1 protein-coding gene is annotated in these 325 nt (G+C 44.0%); it reads right to left on the bottom strand.

Annotated elements, in window-relative coordinates; translation table 11 throughout:
• A partial coding sequence (locus BHC43_RS00585) for a hypothetical protein (protein ID WP_144078725.1) occupies positions 1-325 on the bottom strand: 325 nt, incomplete at both ends.

The following is a 325-nucleotide window of genomic DNA, read 5'->3' as shown; positions in this document are numbered from 1 at the left end:
TCCGTTCTGATTATTCAGATTACGGTTAATCTGAGCTTTTAATTGCTGATTTACCCGTATTGCTCCGCCTGCATTGTTAACGCTATCCGCACTCAATTCCAGACTGTCTGCATCTATGCTGCCACTGTTATTGTCAAAAGCGGCTGTGTGAATTACCGCTTGTTTACCTGCAATGATTTTGCCTTGTTCGCTGTTATCCAAGGCCAGTTTGCTTTCACCTTCCGCATTCAACAATAATTCTTCACTGCTGCCAATCAGGCCGTTGCGGTTTTTCAATTCTTCTTTAATCAGTGCTTTCAGCTGTTTGTTGGTGCGTATCGCCCCT

Source organism: Snodgrassella alvi, assembly GCF_002777855.1.
In the GTDB taxonomy this organism is placed as follows: Bacteria; Pseudomonadota; Gammaproteobacteria; order Burkholderiales; family Neisseriaceae; genus Snodgrassella; species Snodgrassella alvi_E.
Note: the sequence above shows the minus strand (reverse complement) of the source record. Positions and strands in the feature narration are given on the sequence as shown.